The 17,193-nt window shown below is 67.6% G+C and carries 18 protein-coding genes; 10 read left to right on the top strand and 8 right to left on the bottom strand.

The features are described 5' to 3' along the window. Window positions 1–263 precede the first annotated feature (263 nt). The 4 genes from ACILR9_RS29230 (at window position 264) to ACILR9_RS29215 (ending at window position 3,114) form a co-directional block, all read left to right on the top strand. Entirely contained in the window at window positions 264–1,130 is an 867-nt protein-coding gene (locus ACILR9_RS29230; protein ID WP_395713502.1) for a metallophosphoesterase, read from the top strand. A gap of 222 nt (window positions 1,131–1,352) precedes the next feature. Further along, window positions 1,353–1,745 (top strand): YciI family protein, encoded by a 393-nt coding sequence (locus ACILR9_RS29225; protein WP_395713501.1) that lies wholly within the window; start codon window positions 1,353–1,355, stop codon window positions 1,743–1,745. Next, on the top strand, window positions 1,742–2,989 hold the full coding sequence (locus ACILR9_RS29220) for an RNA polymerase sigma factor (protein ID WP_395713500.1): 1,248 nt from the start codon (window positions 1,742–1,744) through the stop codon (window positions 2,987–2,989). The genes ACILR9_RS29225 and ACILR9_RS29220 overlap by 4 nt, the downstream gene beginning before the upstream one ends. After that, window positions 2,986–3,114 (top strand): hypothetical protein, encoded by a 129-nt coding sequence (locus tag ACILR9_RS29215; RefSeq protein ID WP_395713499.1) that lies wholly within the window; start codon window positions 2,986–2,988, stop codon window positions 3,112–3,114. The genes ACILR9_RS29220 and ACILR9_RS29215 overlap by 4 nt, the downstream gene beginning before the upstream one ends. A gap of 247 nt (window positions 3,115–3,361) precedes the next feature. Here ACILR9_RS29215 and recQ read toward each other — a convergent pair whose 3' ends face one another. Next, window positions 3,362–5,185 (bottom strand): DNA helicase RecQ, encoded by a 1,824-nt coding sequence (recQ, locus tag ACILR9_RS29210; RefSeq protein WP_395713498.1) that lies wholly within the window; start codon window positions 5,183–5,185, stop codon window positions 3,362–3,364. 276 nt (window positions 5,186–5,461) lie between these two features. On the opposite strand from recQ, the gene ACILR9_RS29205 reads away from it, so the two are divergent. Next, entirely contained in the window at window positions 5,462–5,704 is a 243-nt protein-coding gene (locus tag ACILR9_RS29205; RefSeq protein WP_395713497.1) for a DUF3309 family protein, read from the top strand. Here the strand turns inward: ACILR9_RS29205 and ACILR9_RS29200 are convergent. From ACILR9_RS29200 to ACILR9_RS29190, 3 genes are all read right to left on the bottom strand, one after another. After that, on the bottom strand, window positions 5,655–6,428 hold the full coding sequence (locus ACILR9_RS29200; RefSeq protein ID WP_395713496.1) for a short-chain dehydrogenase/reductase: 774 nt from the start codon (window positions 6,426–6,428) through the stop codon (window positions 5,655–5,657). The genes ACILR9_RS29205 and ACILR9_RS29200 overlap by 50 nt on opposite strands. A gap of 196 nt (window positions 6,429–6,624) precedes the next feature. Beyond that, on the bottom strand, window positions 6,625–7,518 hold the full coding sequence (locus tag ACILR9_RS29195) for an MBL fold metallo-hydrolase (RefSeq protein WP_395713495.1): 894 nt from the start codon (window positions 7,516–7,518) through the stop codon (window positions 6,625–6,627). Between the two features lie 8 nt (window positions 7,519–7,526). After that, window positions 7,527–9,209: an SMP-30/gluconolactonase/LRE family protein gene (locus tag ACILR9_RS29190; RefSeq protein WP_395713494.1), complete on the bottom strand. Its 1,683-nt coding sequence runs from the start codon at window positions 9,207–9,209 to the stop codon at window positions 7,527–7,529. Between the two features lie 345 nt (window positions 9,210–9,554). Between ACILR9_RS29190 and ACILR9_RS29185 the strand changes: the two genes are divergently transcribed. From ACILR9_RS29185 to ACILR9_RS29170, 4 genes are all read left to right on the top strand, one after another. Continuing rightward, a complete protein-coding gene (locus ACILR9_RS29185) occupies window positions 9,555–10,706 on the top strand; it encodes a CaiB/BaiF CoA transferase family protein (RefSeq protein WP_395713493.1) in 1,152 nt (383 codons plus the stop codon). Between the two features lie 187 nt (window positions 10,707–10,893). Further along, the gene (locus ACILR9_RS29180) at window positions 10,894–11,610 is read left to right on the top strand and encodes an EI24 domain-containing protein (RefSeq protein WP_395713492.1); all 717 of its coding nucleotides are present in this window, start codon (window positions 10,894–10,896) and stop codon (window positions 11,608–11,610) included. 10 nt (window positions 11,611–11,620) lie between these two features. Continuing rightward, window positions 11,621–12,010 (top strand): hypothetical protein, encoded by a 390-nt coding sequence (locus ACILR9_RS29175; RefSeq protein ID WP_395713491.1) that lies wholly within the window; start codon window positions 11,621–11,623, stop codon window positions 12,008–12,010. A gap of 61 nt (window positions 12,011–12,071) precedes the next feature. Further along, window positions 12,072–13,055, top strand: coding sequence for a Gfo/Idh/MocA family protein (locus ACILR9_RS29170; protein ID WP_395713504.1), 984 nt, complete (start codon window positions 12,072–12,074; stop codon window positions 13,053–13,055). Window positions 13,056–13,114: 59 nt separating this feature from the next. On the opposite strand, the gene gtdA is transcribed toward ACILR9_RS29170, so the two are convergent. Next, a complete protein-coding gene (gene gtdA / locus ACILR9_RS29165) occupies window positions 13,115–14,158 on the bottom strand; it encodes a gentisate 1,2-dioxygenase (protein ID WP_395713490.1) in 1,044 nt (347 codons plus the stop codon). A gap of 14 nt (window positions 14,159–14,172) precedes the next feature. Beyond that, window positions 14,173–14,964: a gamma-glutamyl-gamma-aminobutyrate hydrolase family protein gene (locus ACILR9_RS29160; protein WP_395713489.1), complete on the bottom strand. Its 792-nt coding sequence runs from the start codon at window positions 14,962–14,964 to the stop codon at window positions 14,173–14,175. Window positions 14,965–15,168: 204 nt separating this feature from the next. Between ACILR9_RS29160 and secB the strand changes: the two genes are divergently transcribed. Next, a complete protein-coding gene (secB, locus tag ACILR9_RS29155; RefSeq protein ID WP_395713488.1) occupies window positions 15,169–15,681 on the top strand; it encodes a protein-export chaperone SecB in 513 nt (170 codons plus the stop codon). A 159-nt stretch (window positions 15,682–15,840) separates the two neighbouring features. Here the strand turns inward: secB and dnaQ are convergent, their stop codons facing one another. Then, on the bottom strand, window positions 15,841–16,515 hold the full coding sequence (dnaQ, locus tag ACILR9_RS29150; protein WP_395713487.1) for a DNA polymerase III subunit epsilon: 675 nt from the start codon (window positions 16,513–16,515) through the stop codon (window positions 15,841–15,843). Window positions 16,516–16,529: 14 nt separating this feature from the next. Next, entirely contained in the window at window positions 16,530–17,192 is a 663-nt protein-coding gene (coaE, locus tag ACILR9_RS29145; RefSeq protein WP_395713486.1) for a dephospho-CoA kinase, read from the bottom strand. Window position 17,193 lies beyond the last annotated feature (1 nt).

Below are 17,193 nucleotides of genomic sequence, written 5' to 3'. Positions count from 1 at the left end.
GCGTCTTCTGTGTGATTGACGATGATCGCGCCACTGAAGTGGCGCGCCCCCAGCATCATCGCGGCTTGCTGGCATGAGCACGGCATGACGCATCTTCATCTGCACGCGTGTCGCTCACGACCACTCCGCCCCCTTTGGGGGCACCTCCCCAACGCAAGCGTCGGGGAGGGGAAGGCAAACAAAGGGGGAAGGATGATCGACGATCTCTGCCTGCAACGTGCGGCGCACTCGCGGGTTGAAGCGGCATGGTTTAGGGTCCCGCCATGGACATGCCTGTTACGGTCCCCGTCGAGATTGCCGACTGGAAGCCGGCACCGTTCGACCTCAAGGGTGAGACGGTGTTCGCCATCGGCGACGTGCACGGCTGCGCCGACGAATGCCGCGCCCTGCTCGACTGCATCGCCCATCTCGCCGGCGAAGCGGCCGGCAAGCGGCGCCTGATCTATCTCGGCGACATGATCAATCGCGGGCCCGACAGCATCGGCGTGCTCGCGCAATGGGCCGAGAGCGCGGACAGGCGCGGCGTCGACCATATCGATCGCGTGATGGGCAACCACGAGATCATGATGATGCTGGCCGTGCTCGGCGGGCCGCACGCCGACAAGGCAGCGACCATGTGGCTCAGCAAGCGGATGGGCGGCCAGAGCCTGCTCGACCAGATGCGGGCGCGGGTCGGCAAGCCACAGGCGCGGCCCAATCTGGCGCTCCTGTCAGCGGCGCTGGGTGACGCCGTGGTGCACGGGCTCTACGCCATGCGCTCGCACGTGCGGCTCGGCAACACGCTGTTCGTCCATGGCGGGCTCGATCCCCACGCCGACCCGGACGAGTTCCTGACGCGGCCGTGGACGATCTTCACCGAGGCGCGCTGGGCCTGGATCAATCACGGCTTCCTCGACTGGAAGGGCGGCTTCGGCGGCACCCTGGTGGTGCACGGCCACACGCCGCCCGACAAGCACCGGGCGATCAGCGGCATGGCCGACCCGCACCTGTTCGAGGGCGATCGCCTGGGCCTCGACGGCGGCAGCGCCCGCACCGGCATCGTCACCGGCGCCGAGATCCGGGACGGCCGCTACCGCATCCTCAAGGCCGGCACGCCCTTCGCGACGCCGATATCGTCGGAAGGGGAGTAGAAATCATGCTCCTCCCCAGCTCCGCTGGGGAGGTGTCGCCGTCTTCGGCGACGGAGGGGTCATGAGCAGCGGGACTGAGGCTCATGACCCCTCCGCCCCGTATGACGGGGCACCTCCCCAGCGAAGCTGGAGAGGAGAATGAAAAGCCGAAATAACTTCGGCCACCCTGTCGGACTCCTGTCTGTCCATTCGTCCTGAGGTCAAATCGAGGAGCGTTCGTCGATGCTTTACGCGATCCTTTGCTACAATTCCGAGGATGCCGTCGGCTCCTGGTCCAAGGAGTATCACGACGAGACCATGACTCGCCTGCACGCGGTGAACGACAAGCTGGCCCGCCAGGGCAGGCTGGGGCCGGTCGCCCGCCTGCTGCCGACCACGGCCGCCACCACCTTGCGCAAGGGCCGCGAGACCCTGGTGATCGACGGGCCGTTCGCCGAGACCAAGGAGCAGCTGCTCGGCTTCTATATCGTCGAGTGCAGCTCGCTCGATGCCGCGATCGAGACCGCCAAGGAGCTCGCCGTGGCCAATCCGGGCACCGGCAGCTACGAGATCCGCCCGGTGGCCGAGCTGCACGAGCACACGATCGGCCGGCACCAGCGGAAGCCCGCGGCATGACCGACATCGGCTGGATCGACGGAGTGCTCGGCGCCGCCCGCCCGCAGGCGGTGGGCGCGCTGTTGCGCTACTTCCGTGACCTCGATCTGGCCGAGGAGGCGTTCCAGGAAGCCTGCCTGCGCGCCCTGAAGACTTGGCCGCAGAACGGCCCGCCGCGCGATCCGGCGGCGTGGCTGATCTTCGTCGGGCGCAATGCGGCGATGGACGATGCTCGCCGCCGCACCAGACAGGTGCGGCTGCCCGACGAGGCCGAGATCTCCGACCTCGACGATGCCGAGCACGCCATGGCCGAGCGGCTCGACAGCAGCCACTACCGCGACGACATCCTGCGGCTGCTCTTCATCTGCTGCCACGCCGAGCTGCCGGCGACCCAGCAGATCGCGCTGGCGCTGCGCATCGTCTGCGGCCTCTCGGTGACGCAGATCGCGCGTGCCTTCCTGGTGGGCGAGGCGGCGATGGAGCAGCGCATCACCCGCGCCAAGGCCAGGATCGCCAAGGCCCACGTGCCGTTCGAGACGCCGGGCGCGCCCGAGCGCGCCGAGCGTCTCGATGTGGTGTCGGCAATGACCTACCTGCTGTTCAACGAAGGTTATTCGTCGCGCCAGGAGGAAGCCGCGCAGCGAATCAAGCTCGCCGAGGAGGCGATCCGGCTGGCGCGGTTGCTGCTGCGCGCCTTCCCGGCCGAGCCGGAAGTGATGGGTCTCCTGGCGCTGATGCTGCTGCAGCAGGCGCGGAGCGCGGCGCGCTTCGCTGCGGACGGCACCATCGTGCTGCTGGAGGACCAGGATCGCAGCCGCTGGAACGGCGCGCAGATCGCCGAGGGCCTGGCGCTGATCGACAAGGCGGTGCGCCATCGCCGGCCCGGCCCGTACCAGATCCAGGCGGCGATCGCGGCCCTGCATGCCCGCGCCGCGCGCGCCCGGGACACCGACTGGGCTGAGATCGACCTGCTCTACGCCAACCTCGAGCGCCTGCAGCCGTCGCCCGTCGTGACCCTCAATCGCGCGGTGGCGGTGAGCAAGGTCCGCGGGCCGGCGGCGGCGCTCGCGCTGATCGAACCGCTGGAATCCCAGCTTGCCAGCTACTTCTATTTCCATGGCGTGCGCGGCGCCCTGCTCGACCAGCTCGGGTGCCGCGGGGAAGCCCGGGTCTCCTTCGACCGCGCCATCACGCTCGCCAACAGCCCGGCCGAAGCGGCCCACATTCGACAGCACCTCGATCGACTCGAAAGGAAGTCGTCATGAGCAATGAACTTCCCCCCGTGCTGAGCGGCGTCGCGTCCTATCTCTCGGTCAGCAACGCGGGTGCGGCCGCCGACTTCTACGTGAAGGCGTTCGGCGCCAAGGAGGTAGTCCGCATGCGGGGGTGAGACGGGTATAATCGACGATCATTATCCTCCCCAACTCTGTTGGGGAGGTGTCGCCGTCTTCGGCGACAGAGGGGTCGTGCGCAGCGGGACTGGAGCTCATGACCCCTCCGCCCCCTGCGGGGGCACCTCCCCGCGCCTCGCGCAGGGAGGGGGAGAGAGATGCGCCTCCATATGCGTATGCGCTACCCGATTACGGGGGATGAGATGTGCCCACTCCGTGGAAGCTTCGCTGGGGAGGAAACCCTGATCACCCCGCCGCGCCGCGGATGACCTCGAGGAAGGCATCGCCGTAGCGGTCGAGCTTGGCGTCGCCCACGCCGTGGATCTCGCGCATCGCGCCGGGCGTGCCCGGTCGATGGGTGGCGAGCTCGACCAGGGTGCGGTCGGAGAAGACGACGTAGGCCGGCACCTTCTGCGCCTGGGCGAGCCGGGTGCGCAGCGCCTTCAGGGCGCCCAGCAGGGCCTCGTCGGCACCGGCGACGGCCGGCGGTGGCGCCGCCGCCTTGCGTCCGCGGCCCGCGCCCTTCGACGTCGCCGAGGCGAGGTTCTTGCGCAGCTCGATGCGCGCCTTGCCCTTCAGCACCCGCCAGCCTTCGTCGGTGACCAGCCAACGGCCGTGCTCCATCAGATCCTGCGAGATCAGGCCGGTCGCCGAGAGCTGGCGGAAGATCGAGCGCCACTCGGCGGCCTTGCGGTCGGCGCCAACGCCGAAGGTCGGCAGGCGATCGTGATTGAACTTCAGCACGTTCTCGGTGCGCTCTCCGGTCAGGATGGCGACCACGTGCTCCATGCCGAAGCGCTCGCCGGTGCGGACGATGGCCGACATCGCCTTCTGCGCCTCGATGGTGCCGTCGAACAGCTCGACGCCTTCCTGGCAGAGATCGCAATGGCCGCACGGCTGCGAAGCCTCGCCGAAATAGGCGAGCAGGGTCTGGCGCCGGCAGCGCGGCGCCTCGGCCAGCGAGAGCAGCGCGCCGAGCCGCTGCCGCTCGATGCGCTTGCGCTCGTCGGACTGCTCGCCCTGCTCGATCTGCTGGCGGCGCAGCTGCATGTCGCCCAGGCTGTAGAGCGTCAGCGTGTCGGCCGGCAGGCCATCGCGGCCGGCGCGGCCGATCTCCTGGTAGTAGGCCTCTACATTGGCCGGAAGGTCGGCGTGGCAGACGAAGCGCACGTCGGGCTTGTCGATGCCCATGCCGAAGGCGACGGTCGCCGTCATCACCACGCCGTCATCCTGCTGGAAGGCGTCCTGGTTGGCGTCCCGCACCGATTTGTCGAGCCCGGCATGGTAGGGCAGCGCGCGCAGGCCGGCCGCCGCCAGGCCAGTCGCCAGCTCCTCGACCTTGCGGCGCGAGGCGCAGTAGACGATGCCGCTCTCGCCGGCATGGGCACGAACATACGCAAAGACCTGTCGGGTCGAATGCTCCTTCGGCTTGAAGGAGAGCCGCAGGTTGGGCCGGTCGAAGCTGCGGACAAAGATGCGCGGCGGCGCGGCGAACAGCTTGTCGACGATGTCGCCGCGGGTCGGCGCATCGGCCGTCGCCGTCAGCGCCAGCGTCTGCAGCGTGCCGCCGATCTGGCGCGCCAGGTTGCCCAGGGTGAGGTACTCGGGACGGAAATCGTGGCCCCATTGCGAGACGCAGTGGGCCTCGTCGATCGCCATCATGCGGACGTCCGATTCGGCCAGCATCTCGATCGTGTCGGGACGCGCCAGGCGCTCCGGCGCGACATAGAGCAGCCGCAGCTCGCGTCGGCGCAGCAGCCCCAGGACGCGCGCATTCTCGCCCCATTCGTTCGACGAGTTGAGGCTGCCGGCGACGACGCCGGCGGCGGTCAGCGCGCGCACCTGGTCGCGCATCAGCGCGATCAGCGGCGACACCACCAGCGTCAGGCCGGGCCGGGCGATGGCGGGGAGCTGATAGCATAGCGACTTGCCGCTGCCGGTCGGCATCACCGCCAGGACGTTCTCGCCCGCCAGCACCGCGCTCACGATCTCCTCCTGGCCCGGCCGAAAGCCGCCGAAGCCGAACACCGTGTGCAGCAGCGCGGACGCGTTGGCGAGATCGTCGGACATTTCGGGGACACACTACCACGCGTACGCAATGCCGGGCGCATCCGTCCAAGATGTTGTATGTGCGCGCTGTGGATGAACCCGCGTCTTCATTTTGACCGGGGTTTGTGACGTCACAAACCCTAAATGGATTCACGATGGGCTCGTGCCTGCGGCACCTTGGCCACCGCGCCGTCGTTTGCCGAGGGACGGTTCTGCCAGTCAACTCGTACTGCTCGGGTGAATTCGCGGAGAGGTCATGGACGACAAGATCGCCGCTCGACATGAGGAGCAGCGAGCATGCTGACGGCATGTCTGGTGCTGGCGGCGCTGGGTGTCGCCGTCTTCCCCTGCTGGCGCTACAGCACCGGCTGGGGTCACGGACCGTGCATTGCTGTAGGAGGCCTGCTGATCTTCATGGCCGCGCTGGCGGTGAGCGGCAAGACCTGGCAGCGCGCCGACGCCGCCATCGCGGCACCGGCTCCCACCGAGCTCAGTGTCGCGCCGCCTGTCCGCCGTCGAGAGTCATCACCACGCCGCTGATGTAGCTCGCGCGGTCGGAGGCGAGGAAGACCGTGAGGTCGGCGACCTCGTCGGGCTCGGCGGGTCGGCCGAACGGCATGTGCCTGGTGAGCTCGGGCCAGCGCTCGGGATCGCCCAGCTGCTTCTCGGCCTGGCCGCGCAGCAGGGTGAGCATGCGGTCGGTGCGGGTCGCCGGCGGGTTGATCGCCACCACGCGCACGCCCTGGTCGACGCTCCTGGAGCCGACGGTGCGCGTGAAGGCCATCAGGCTGGCATTGCCCATCGAGCCGGTGACGTAGTCGTAATTGTAGCTCTCGCCGGCGAGGCCGATGATGTTGACGATCGCCCCCTTCTTGCGCGCATACATCTTCTCCAGCATGGCGCGTGTGGCATTGATGTAGCCGAACACCTTCAGCTCCCAGGCCTCGCGCCACTTGGGCTCGGTCATGGCGTGGATATCGCCGCGCGGGATGGCGCCGGCGTTGTTCACCAGGATGTCGGCGTGAGCTGCCGCATCGACCACGGCGCGCACCGTATCGCCCTTGGAGAAGTCGGCGGGATGGATCTCGACCGGCACGTTGTGCCGCGCCCGGATCTTGTCGCGCGCCGCCTCCAGCGATTCCTTCGAGCGCGAGGCGATGTGCACGGCACAGCCTTCGCCGGCGAAGGCCATCGCGCAGGCGAAGCCGATGCCGCGACTGCCGCCGCTGATCAGCACGGTCTTGCCGGCGAGTTTCATGTCCATCGGTCGCTTCTCCCTTCTAACCTGCCTGCCCTGTCTTCGACTCTTCACCCTCCTCCCCAGCTCCGCTGGGGAGGTGTCGCCGTCTTCGGCGACGGAGGGGTCATGAGCGCCACCACTGATGCTCATGACCCCTCCGCCCCGTATGACGGGGCACCTCCCCAGCGAAGCTGGGGAGGAGGATGAGACACGCCTTCGCTCAAATCCGATAGACGCTGTCGATCCGCGCCTGGCCGTCCTCGGTCCTGACGCGACCGTCCTTCACCATCTGCACGAGATGGGCCAGCATCGAGCGGCCGGCGGCGGCATGCAGGTGCACGGGTGTGTCGGCGTAGTTCCTGGCGACCATCTGCGGGATGGTCTGCGGGCCTTCCTCGAGCCGCGCCATGATCTGCGCCTCGCGGCCCAGGCGATGCTCGATGTAGGACTGCACGAACGGGTTGGGGTTGCGGATCTCCGAGCCGTGCGTCGGGATGTAGAGCGTCTCCTCGCGCGGCAGGAGCTTGCGCAGGCTGGCGAAGTAGTCGGCCATGTTGCCGTCGGGCGGCGAGATCACCGCGGTCGACCAGCCCATCACGTGGTCGCCCGTCAGCAGCGCGTTGTCCTCCTTCACTGCGAAGCAGAGGTGGTTGGAGATGTGGCCCGGCGTGTAGACCGCCTCGACGTTCCAGCCGTCGCCATGAACCACGTCGCCGTCATTGAGCTTGATGTCGGGCGCAAAAGCGAGATCGCCAGCCTCCTCCGGCTTCTCGCCGGCCGGCGGCCTGGGATGCGGGCCGTAGGAATAGACCTTGGCGCCGGTCGCCCTGGCGATGGCGGGCGTCGCCGGCACGTGATCGATGTGGGTATGGGTGACGAAGAGATGCGTCACCGTCTCGCCGCGCACGGCATTGAGCACCGCGTCGATATGGTCCTGCATGTCGGGACCGGGATCGACGATCGCCACCTTGCCGTGGCCGATCACGTAGGTGCCGGTGCCCTTGAAGGTGAAGGGGCTGGGATTGCGGGCAACCACGCGGCGGATCAGCGGGGTCACTTCCATCGCCGTGCCGTAGTCGAACTTGAAGTCCTTGATGAAGGGAATGCCGGGCATGGGGCCTCTCAGGGCGCAGGGGGCGTGAGCTTGTAGAGCGCGTTGCGGATGTCGGAGCTGACGTAGACGGTGCCACTGCGGGCGACGGCGACGCCGGTCGGGACCAGCGCCGGCGGTCCGCCGGGATAGGGCGGCAGGCCGAGGTCGAGGTTCGAGGCGATCACCGTCTTCGCCCCCGTGGCGCGATCGATCGCGACCACGCGCTTCTGGCCGACCTCGGCGACATAGAGGCGGCCGTCGGCGCCCATGTCGATGCCTTCCGGGCCGGCCAAGCCATCGGCCACCACCCGGCGCTCGCCGGTGGCGACATCGATCTCGGTGACCGCGCCGGCGGCGATCTCGGTGACATAGATCAGGCTGCCCGGGCCTTGGGCCATCGCCACCGGCCCACGCAGCTCCTTGACCACGGTCGAGCGCGTCTTGCCGTCGGGACTGACCTTGACGAGGTTGGCGCTGGCCAGCTCGGCGACGTAGAGAGTGCCGTCGGCTGCCTCCAGCGCATCGACCGGCGCGGCGAAGTCGCCCAGGGTCGCCACCAGCTTGCCGGTCTTGCGGTCGACCTTCTCGACCGTGTTGGAGAACCAGGAGGTCAGGATCGCATGGCGCGGGCCGATGGAGAGGCCGAGTGGATAGGCATGCGTCTCGCCGTGCACGCGCAGCACGTCGGCAACGGCGCCACTCTGGCCGTCGACCGTGCGATAGCTGAACACGTCGGCGACGTGAACCGTCTCCTTCCCCCCTTCGGTTGTGACGGCCAGGTCAGCAGGAATCGCGAGCCTGCCCTCGACAATGGCCTTGTGCGCGCCGGTTTGCTTGTCGACCAGGTAGATGCCGTTGTCGGTCATCGAGGTGACGAACAGGCGGCCGCGCGAATCGAAGGCGAGATTGTCGAGACCCGGCTTCATCGAGGCGACCAGCTTCTTGGTCCTGCTGGAGAGGCTGACGCTCCAGATGCCGCCGGTTCCGGTATCGACGACATAGACGTTGTCCCGATTCTGCGGATCGATATTGGCGGCGGCCGGGATCTTGAAGCCTTCGGCGATGACGTCGATTGCCCCGGTCTCGAGGTTGATCTTCACCACCTGACCCTTGAACCACAGCGGCCCATAGAGGAAGCCGTCATCCTTGTGAATCTCGAAGCCGTTCAGGCCGCCCATCTTCTCGGCGATGCGGCGCAGCTCGCTGCGCGGGAATGGCTTGAAGTCGGGCTTCTCGACGTTCTTGAGATCGACCTCGTAAAGCGCGTCACCGAGAAAGACCTCGGATACGAACAGCCTGCCATCCTTGCCGAAGGCCAGCGAGTTCGGGCCGCCCATGCCGTTGGCGACCTCGATGGTCTTGCCGTTGGGCCGCCGGATATAGATCTTGCCCAGGAGGAAGGCAGTCCATGCCATGGTGCCGTCGTCGGCAAAGGCGATGTCGTCGGCCATGCCGGTCGGCGGATCGATGACGCGGTCGACCTCGCCGGTGTCGACCTGCACGCGGTAGAGCGTCTGGCCAACCACCGAGCCGGCGAACAGCTGGTCGTCCTTGTTGAAGGCGAGGCCGTGCACGCCATGGAACCACGAGCCCGGGACCAGGAACTCCTGGTTGTATTCCTTCGGCGCCGCCGGCGGCGCCTGTTGCGCCACCGTGCTGCCGGCCACGGCAAGCACCAGCGCCAGCGACGTCACAAACCGGCCCACCTTCATTCCCGTCCCCTCCAACCCTCGTGCGGTGCGGACTGTAGAGCATTCCGGGCGCGGAAGTCATGGTGTCGGATGAGCCGGTCCCGGTCTTCGCTGGGAGCGCGCCATCAACAAGAAGCATGAGGAAAGATCCTTCGCTACGCTCGGGATGACATCGATTCTGTCATCCCGAGCGTAGCGAGGGATCTTTCAGCGGTGCATGATCCAGGAAAATCGCTTGCCTCTTGAAGTTTCACCCCGAGGGGGAGGCAAGCCATGCGTCCGTTCAGCGCCCTGGCGTGACAGGGCAGCCGGATCGGCTAACATCGCAACGATAGGCGCGGTAGTGAATTTCGCAGGAGGGAAGTCATGGCGGGTCCGCTTTCGGGACTGACGATCGTCGAATTGGCTGGCATCGGTCCGGGTCCGATGTGCTCCATGATGCTGGGCGACATGGGGGCCGATGTGATCCGCATCGACCGCACCAAAGCGCACGTCATGGACCGCTTCGCCGATCCCAAGTACGCCATTCACAACCGCAGCCGGCGCTCGGTGTCCGTCGACCTGCAGAAGAAGGAAGGGGTCGAGGTCGTGCTGCGCCTGATCGAGACGGCCGACGGCATCACCGAGCCGTTCCGCCCCGGCGTCGCCGAGCGGCTGGGCGTCGGCCCCGACGTCTGCCTCGCGCGCAATCCGAAGCTGGTCTATGGCCGCATGACCGGCTGGGGCCAGGAAGGCCCGCTCGCCAAGGCGGCTGGCCACGACATCAACTACATCGCGCTCACCGGCGCCCTGCATGCCATCGGCCCTAAGGACAAGCCGTCGCCGCCGCTCAACCTGGTCGGCGATTTCGGCGGCGGCGGCATGCTGCTGGCCTTCGGCATGGTGTGCGGGCTCCTCGAGGCGCAGAGATCGGGCAAGGGCCAGGTCGTCGACGCCGCCATGGTCGACGGCACGGCCCTGCTGCTGGGCGGGCTCTACGGCATGGCCGGCGCCGGCTTGTGGAACGAGAAGGATCGCGAGACCAACGTGCTCGACGGCGGCGCGCATTTCTACGGCACCTACGAGACCAGGGACGGCAAGTTCGTCTGCGTCGGCTCGATCGAGCCGCAATTCTACGACCTGCTGCTCGAGAAGACCGGCCTCAAGGGCGAAAGCCTGCCGGCGCAGAACGACCGCAAGGCATGGGCGCAGCTCAAGAGCCGGCTGGCCGGCATCTTCAGGAGCAAGACGCGCGACGAATGGTGCGCCATCATGGAAGGCAGCGACGTCTGCTTCGCGCCGGTGCTCACCATGTCGGAGGCGTCGCAGCATCCGCATGCCAAGGCGCGCAACGCCTTCGTCGACGTCAACGGCTTCGCCCAGCCGGCGCCGGCGCCGCGCTTCTCGCGCACCAAGGAGGGCATCAAGGGTCCGGCCGCCAAGCGCGGCCAGCATACCGACGAGGTGCTGGGCCAGCGCGGCTTCTCGGCCCAGGAGATCGGCGAGCTAAAGGCGGCAGGCGTCGTCGGCCCGCAATGAGCCACGTTCAGATTCTTCTCCTCCCCAGCTTCGCTGGGGAGGTGTCCGCGTAATCGCGGACGGAGGGGTCAGAGGCCCCCTCACGTGACTCATGACCCCTCCGTCGCGTATGACGCGACACCTCCCCACGCGAAGCGTGGGGAGGAGGATTTGAAAGGCGCCTGCGGCCCGAAATGGTGACAGCCCCATGATCAACGCCTTCGAGCGCGCGGTTCGTCAGCTCGGCGACCCGCGCCTGCGTGGCGTCATCTGGTGGTCGCTGGCGCTTAGCCTGGTGCTTCAAGTCGGCATCGCCTGGCTGGCCTGGTGGGGGCTGCAATCGTTCGCGACCTTCGAGATGAAATGGATCAACGAGGCAATCCGCTGGCTGGGCGGCGGCGCGGTCATCGTGCTGGCGCTGATGCTGTTTCCGGCAAGCTTCGGCATCGTGATCTCGATCTTCCTCGAGCAGATCGCCGATATCGTCGAAAGCGAGCACTACCCGCATCTCGGCCGGGCAAAGGGCATTCCGATTTGGACCGGCATCTGGACCGGCGTCGTCTTCCTGCTGGCCGTGATCGCCCTCAACCTGGTGATGCTGCCGTTCTACATCCTGTCGATCTTCATCGCCGGCCTGGGCGCGGTGCTGTTCTACGGCATCAACGGCTGGCTGGCCGGCCGCGTCTACTACGAGCAGGTGGCGCTGCGCCGCCTCACGCCGGCCGAGGTCAAGGCATGGCGACGCAACAATGCCGGCGTGCTGTGGCTCACCGGCATCGTCATCGTCTTCCTGGGCACCATTCCCATCCTGAACCTCATCGTGCCGGTGGTGGGCGTGGCGGCGATGGTGCATGTGGCGCAGCAGCTCAAACCGCCAGCCGCTCCACCCGGCCGGCCCTTTAATCCGCCCGCGGTCCCGCGCTAGACTGACGGACATGAGATCGGCTCGATCGGCGCTGGCGCTGGCGCTTCTCCTCGGCGGCTGCACCACCGGTTCCGATTCCGGATACTCCCTGACCGGCGGCGAGAAAGGCGTGTTCAGCTCGCGCAACGCCGGCACGCCGATCCCGGCCGATCGCATCAAGGGCCTCGACGAGACGCAGCTCGCAGCCCTGTTCGGCGTCGGCGTGCTCGACCGCAAGGACGATCCGGCGCGCGCGTTGCGCTACCAGTCCGACGCCTGCCAGCTGTTCGTCTACCTCTACCGCCGCGACGGCACGACGTGGCGTGCCGAATATGCCGACGCCTACGATCTTCATCTCAGACCGCTTCCGGTCGATCAGTGCGCCGGTTCGGTGGCGGCGCAGAAGCGCCAGGTGGCCTGAGAGCAGCGAAGAGTCATTGGCCGATCACGGTCGATCAGGTCAAGAAAGCGGGGTGGCCGGCATGATCCGGATCGGACTTCTAGGCGCCGGCGCCATGGGAAAGGTGCATGCGCTGGCCTATGCCGGCATGCCCGGGGCGAAGGTCGTCGGCGTGTACTCCCGCGAGGCCGCGCGGGCTGCGGCGGTTGCCGCCATGTGCGGAGCCGAGGCCTGCACCGACGCCGCGCTGCTGATCCACGATCCCGACATCGATGCAATCGATGTGTGCCTGCCGACACCTGTGCACGCAGAACACGTGATTGCCGCCCTGCGGGCCGGCAAGGACGTCTTCTGCGAGACCCCCTTCGCGCTTTGCCTGCGCGACGCGTACGAAATGCAGGAAGCGGCGCGAGAGGCCAATCGTCTGCTGCAGGTCGGACTGCTGATGCGTTCCGTGGCGGCGCACCAGCATGTGAAGCACGCGACCGATTCCGGCTCGCATGGAGGCCTGCTCAGCGTCGCCGCGTGGCGGCTCGGGTCGTACCTGCAGCCGGAAAGTCCCGGCCGCAAGGCGCACTACGGCGAACCCTCGATCGAGCTCATGACCTTCGACTTCGACTTCATCCATTGGCTGATGGGACGCCCGACCACTTTGTCGGCCAGCGCCGTGCAAACAGCGAACGGGCCCGGCGAGCTCTCGACCCTGCTGAACTATGAGGACGGCCGACACGCCACGGTGACGGCAAGCGGCCTGATGCCAGTGGGCTTTCCCTTCACCGCGGGCTTTCGCGCGCTGTTCGAGCGTGCGGTCTTCGAGCATTCATCGGTGTTCGATAAGGATGGACCGCCGACCAGCCACTTCACCATGGCTGACGAAAGCGGTCCGCGGCCCGTGGCCATCCAGGACCGCAATCCCTATCAGGTCGAACTGCAGCGCTTCATCGAGTGCGTCGCCGGCGTCGCCGACCCCGGCTTGCTTGCCGTCGAGCAGGCCATCGAGGCTCTCGTGTTCTCAACAGCGACCCGGATGTCGCTGGAAGACAAACGCCCGATCGAGATCGACTAATTCATGCTCTTCCGGACCGCGAGCGTCTCGCTCGCGGTCCGCAAGAGCATGAGGACGCCTCAGCGGCCGCCGCGATCCTCGCGCCACAGGTCGAGGCGCTCCTGGACCGGCCGGTCGGAGAAGGAGAACAGCACCGACTCGTCGGTCGCCTGGTGCACGACGGTGGCCCAGCTCGGGACGACGAAATGATCGCGCTTCTTCCAGCGGAAGGTCTTGTCGCCGATCCGGCTTTCACCCTGCCCTTCGACGACCGAGAACACCGTGCCGTCGGTACAGCGGTACGGCGCCGACGAAAAGCCCCTGGGCAGGAGCTGCATGAAGGTGCCCATGGTGGCGATCGGCGCGCCGCCATTGGCCGGATTGACGTAGCGCAGCTTGTAGCCGTGACAGGCGTCGGGCGGGCCTGCCTTGGCCAGGCGCTGCAACGCTTCGCGCGTGCGCGGGTAGGGATAGTTGAAGATCGGCGAGGTCTGGCGCGACGGCTTCCAGTCGACCGGCAGGAGGCCGCTGGCATACCTCGCATCCGACGTGCCCTCGGGTGAGGTGACGGCCTGCTCGTCGCTCTCGCCGTTCTCGGCGAAGCCGGCGTTGAACATCGCCACCAGCGGGATATCGAGCCCGTCGAGCCACACCATGGGCTTGCTCGAGTCGTTGCCGTGGTCGTGCCACGTCCAGGTCGGCGTGATGACGAAGTCGCCCTCGCGCATGATCGTGCGCTCGCCGTCGACCGCGGTGTAGGCGCCCTCGCCCTCGACGATGAAACGCAGCGCCGACTGGGTGTGACGATGGCTGGGCGCCACCTCGCCCGGCAGGATGAGCTGCAGGCCGGCATAGAGCGTGGGCGTGATGCAGGCCGAGCCCGGCATCGCCGGGTTCTCCAGGATCAGGACGCGTCGCACAGCTTCCTTGGCGGTGATCAGCGTACCCGATTCCATCAGGAAGGGGCGCACCGCATCATAGCTCCAGCACGCCGGCTGGTATTTCGGGGCCGGTTGCGTCGGCACCAGCTGGTGCAGCGACTCCCACAGCGGCGCCATCGACAGGCTGCCGATGCGCTCGTAGAAATCGCGGCGGGCGTTGTTCAGGGTCGCGGGCGTGGCCATCCCGCGAGATTAGCCTACTCGGCGGCGACGCGCAGTGCCGGCCGCAGCCGCGAGGCCGCGCGCGCCCGGCAGGCGGCGGCAAAAGCGTCGAACAGTTTCATCGAGACCGGGTTCTCGAGCGCGCGATGCTCGGGATGCCATTGCAGGGCAAGCGCAAAGGCGGGTGCGTCGGGAACACTGAACGCCTCGACCTGTCCGTCGTCGGCGACCGCCTCCAGCCGGGCGCGCGGCGCCAGCCGATCGACCCCCTGGGCGTGCAGCGAGTTCACCATGACGCGGCGCTCGCCCACCAAGGCGTGCAGCAGGCCGCCCTCGACGATGTCGATGGCATGAGCCGACACATAGTTGGCGTCGACGGACCCAGCCTTGGGCGAACGATGGTCGCGCCGGCCCGGCACCTCGTGGACGAGCTGGTGAAGCGTGCCGTCGAGGGCAACGTTCACCTCCTGCAGGCCACGGCAGATCGCCATCAGTGGCACTGCCCGGTCGATCGAATGACGGATCAGCGGCAGGGTCGTGGCATCGCGCGCCGGATCGTGCGCGGTGCCTGACCGGCTCTGCTCGCCGCCGTAGTGATGCGGCTCGACGTTGGAAGGGCTGCCGGTCAGCAGGACGCCGTCGAGGCCGTCGAGCAGGCGATCGAGCGCCGCGGTCATCGCCGCTTCCTCGTCGAACTCGGGGCCGATCGCCGGGATCAGGACGGGCAGGGCGCCGACGGCGCGGACGGCCGCCTGGATGTACCGGTCGCCGACGGTGTGATGCCAGCCGCCGCGGCCGTTTTCCTTGAAGCACGCGGTAATTCCCACGATTGGCCGAAGAACCGGGGGCCGAAGAGCAGATCGATCCATATCCTTGCAGAACGGTGCAAATTCAGTGCCGGCATCATCGTCTTGACGGCGGGATTTTGCAATTGACGCGGGTCCGCACCAGCCCGCGCCTTGTGCAGTGCAGCCCTGCATGGTACCGCCCGCCGCCGAGATTCCCGCCCCTCGCAACAGCGAAAGTCCGACATGTCGACCACACCGCCGCCCACTCCGCCTCCCGGCAACCCCCAGGCTCCCACCGCGCCGCTCATCATGCACGGCCAATACATCAAGGATCTCAGCTTCGAGAATCCGCGCGCGCCGCAGAGCCTGATCGAGCAGACCCAGCCGCAGCTGACGCTCAACGTGCAGGTCGGCAACCGCCAGTTCGACGCCAAGACCTTCGAGGTATTTCTCACCATCGAAGCCAGCGCCAAGACCCCGAAGGACGAACCGCTGTTCATGCTCGAGCTGGTCTATGCCGGCACGGTGACGCTGGGCGAGGTGCCGCAGGAAGCCTACGGCCCGCTGCTGTTCATCGAGACGCCGCGGCTCCTGTTCCCGTTCGCCCGCGCCGTCGTCGCCAACGCCACGCGCGAGGCCGGTTTCCCGCCGCTCAACATCGCCCCGGTCGATTTCGTGGCGCTCTATCGCCAGCAGCTCGAAGCCAACGCCGGCAAGACGCCGGGACCCGGCGAAGGCCAGATCGGCCACGCCTGACAACGCTCTTATTCATGCTCTTGCGGACCGAGAGTGCCTCGCTCGCGGTCCGCAAGAGCATGAGTTCAATCCTTCCCTGCGGAGTCGACGGTGCCAAGCTCAGGCGGGTGGCGCCACGTGACTCTTTCCCTCCCCCGTCATCGAGGGAGGGAAATGAAATCACGCCCTCAGCCACAGCGGATCGGTGATCTGCTTCAGGAAAGCGAGATGGGCAGCGAGCTCCTCGGCGCTCGGCGCATGCGGCCGCGGTGGACGGACCGGACGTGGGCCAGACACGACACCGCGCGCGGCAGCAGCCAAGCCGACGCCGAAGCCGAGATCGCGCTGCCGGCCGCCGCTCAGCTCGAGATAGACCTCGGCCAGCAGCTCCGAGTCGAGCAGCGCGCCGTGCTTGCTGCGGTTCGAATTGTCGACCCCGAAGCGTTCGCACAGCGCATCCAGGCTGACGCGCTGGCCGGGGAACTTCCGGCGCGCCATCGACACCGTGTCGACGTAGGAATTGACCAGCTTCGCCCGGCCGACGCGCTCCAGCTCGGCATTGAGGAAGCCGATGTCGAACTGGGCGTTGTGGATGACCAGCTGATCCTCGCCGATGAACGCCAGGAACGCCTCGACCCGGTCGGCGAACAGCGGCTTGTCGGCCAGGAACTCGTCGGTGAGGCCGTGAATTTCCTGCGCCTCCGACGGCATGATCATTTGCGGATTGAAGTAGGTGTGGAACGTCTTCCCGGTGGCCACGGTGTTGAGCAGCTCGAGGCAGCCCAGCTCGACCACGCGATGGCCGGAAAGCGGATCGAGGCCGGTGGTCTCGGTGTCGAGAACGATCTCACGCATGCCCGACTTGTAGCCTACTTGCGCCGCTCCCGCGCGAGCCGGGCTGTGAATTTCTCCCGCCACGGGTTGGGCGGCCAGAAGCGGCCGTGGCCCCGCTCGAGCGCCGCGATGGCCTCGCCGAGCGCACGGCGCGTCGGCGCAAGGCCGAGGCCGGTCGGGATGACGACGCTCGCCTTGCGCCGCTTGATGGCATCGGGAACCTGCTGGCGCAGGATGCCGTCGAGGCGCTGCTCGGTCATGCCCGGCCGGGCCATCACGCGCCGACGCTGCAGGAAACCCGGCGCGCTCACCACCAGCGTGGCGTCGACCCGGCGATCACCCAGGCCCTCGAACAGCAACGGGATGTCGAGCACGACCAGCTTCTCCCGCCGCAAGGCCGCCCGCTTGAGGAAGGCGCGCTGGCGCTGGCCGACCAGCGGATGGACGATCGCCTCGAGCCGGCGCAGCGCCTCCCTGTTACCGAACACCCGCGCGCCCAGCGCCTGGCGATCGAGCACACCATCCTTCACCACGCCAGGAAACGCCGCCTCGATCGCCGGCAGCGCCGCGCCGCCCGGCGCCTGCACGGCATGCACGTTGGCGTCGGCGTCATAGACGGGCACGCCCATCTGTCGCAGCATTCTGGCCGCGGTCGATTTACCCATGCCGATGGAGCCGGTCAGGCCGACGATCATCATT

The sequence above is a fragment of the Reyranella sp. genome, from assembly GCF_044224635.1.
Taxonomy (GTDB): Bacteria; Pseudomonadota; Alphaproteobacteria; order Reyranellales; family Reyranellaceae; genus Reyranella.
Note: the sequence above shows the minus strand (reverse complement) of the source record. Positions and strands in the feature narration are given on the sequence as shown.

Bases quoted from the DNA above. Each gene is read 5' to 3' on its own strand.
- ACILR9_RS29230 (WP_395713502.1), top strand. From the start codon at position 264: ATGGACATGCCTGTTACGGTCCCCGTCGAGATTGCCGACTGGAAGCCG.
- ACILR9_RS29225 (WP_395713501.1), top strand. From the start codon at position 1,353: ATGCTTTACGCGATCCTTTGCTACAATTCCGAGGATGCCGTCGGCTCC.
- ACILR9_RS29220 (WP_395713500.1), top strand. From the start codon at position 1,742: ATGACCGACATCGGCTGGATCGACGGAGTGCTCGGCGCCGCCCGCCCG.
- ACILR9_RS29215 (WP_395713499.1), top strand. From the start codon at position 2,986: ATGAGCAATGAACTTCCCCCCGTGCTGAGCGGCGTCGCGTCCTATCTC.
- recQ (WP_395713498.1), bottom strand. From the start codon at position 5,185: ATGTCCGACGATCTCGCCAACGCGTCCGCGCTGCTGCACACGGTGTTC.
- ACILR9_RS29205 (WP_395713497.1), top strand. From the start codon at position 5,462: ATGCTGACGGCATGTCTGGTGCTGGCGGCGCTGGGTGTCGCCGTCTTC.
- ACILR9_RS29200 (WP_395713496.1), bottom strand. From the start codon at position 6,428: ATGGACATGAAACTCGCCGGCAAGACCGTGCTGATCAGCGGCGGCAGT.
- ACILR9_RS29195 (WP_395713495.1), bottom strand. From the start codon at position 7,518: ATGCCCGGCATTCCCTTCATCAAGGACTTCAAGTTCGACTACGGCACG.
- ACILR9_RS29190 (WP_395713494.1), bottom strand. From the start codon at position 9,209: ATGAAGGTGGGCCGGTTTGTGACGTCGCTGGCGCTGGTGCTTGCCGTG.
- ACILR9_RS29185 (WP_395713493.1), top strand. From the start codon at position 9,555: ATGGCGGGTCCGCTTTCGGGACTGACGATCGTCGAATTGGCTGGCATC.
- ACILR9_RS29180 (WP_395713492.1), top strand. From the start codon at position 10,894: ATGATCAACGCCTTCGAGCGCGCGGTTCGTCAGCTCGGCGACCCGCGC.
- ACILR9_RS29175 (WP_395713491.1), top strand. From the start codon at position 11,621: ATGAGATCGGCTCGATCGGCGCTGGCGCTGGCGCTTCTCCTCGGCGGC.
- ACILR9_RS29170 (WP_395713504.1), top strand. From the start codon at position 12,072: ATGATCCGGATCGGACTTCTAGGCGCCGGCGCCATGGGAAAGGTGCAT.
- gtdA (WP_395713490.1), bottom strand. From the start codon at position 14,158: ATGGCCACGCCCGCGACCCTGAACAACGCCCGCCGCGATTTCTACGAG.
- secB (WP_395713488.1), top strand. From the start codon at position 15,169: ATGTCGACCACACCGCCGCCCACTCCGCCTCCCGGCAACCCCCAGGCT.
- dnaQ (WP_395713487.1), bottom strand. From the start codon at position 16,515: ATGCGTGAGATCGTTCTCGACACCGAGACCACCGGCCTCGATCCGCTT.
- coaE (WP_395713486.1), bottom strand. From the start codon at position 17,192: ATGATGATCGTCGGCCTGACCGGCTCCATCGGCATGGGTAAATCGACC.